Raw genomic sequence first — 229 nt, 5'->3', positions numbered from 1 at the left:
AGTCTAATCGAAGCGATCGAGTAGCGTCGACGGGGGTCTCAGGCGCTCTTTTTGCTGTGTCGACAAGACTGGCGGAGGGCCCGTGAAAACTCGTGACATCATAGTCGTGGCGACTTCGACCGGTGGACTGGCCGCGCTCAGCACGCTTATGTCGGCGTGGCCGGCCAATCTTCCCGCATCGGTGTTCGTCGTGATGCACGTCGGCGTTCAGCCCAGCGTCCTTCCGAAG

General features: G+C 61.1%; 1 protein-coding gene. It reads left to right on the top strand.

Annotated elements, in window-relative coordinates:
• Positions 1–82: 82 nt before the first annotated feature.
• On the top strand, positions 83–229 hold a 147-nt coding region (locus NCR38_RS34615), incomplete at its 3' end, for a chemotaxis protein CheB (RefSeq protein WP_409241458.1).

The organism is Caballeronia sp. INML1 (assembly GCF_023631085.1).
GTDB lineage: Bacteria > Pseudomonadota > Gammaproteobacteria > Burkholderiales > Burkholderiaceae > Caballeronia > Caballeronia turbans.
This window is presented reverse-complemented; position numbering and strand designations above follow the sequence as displayed.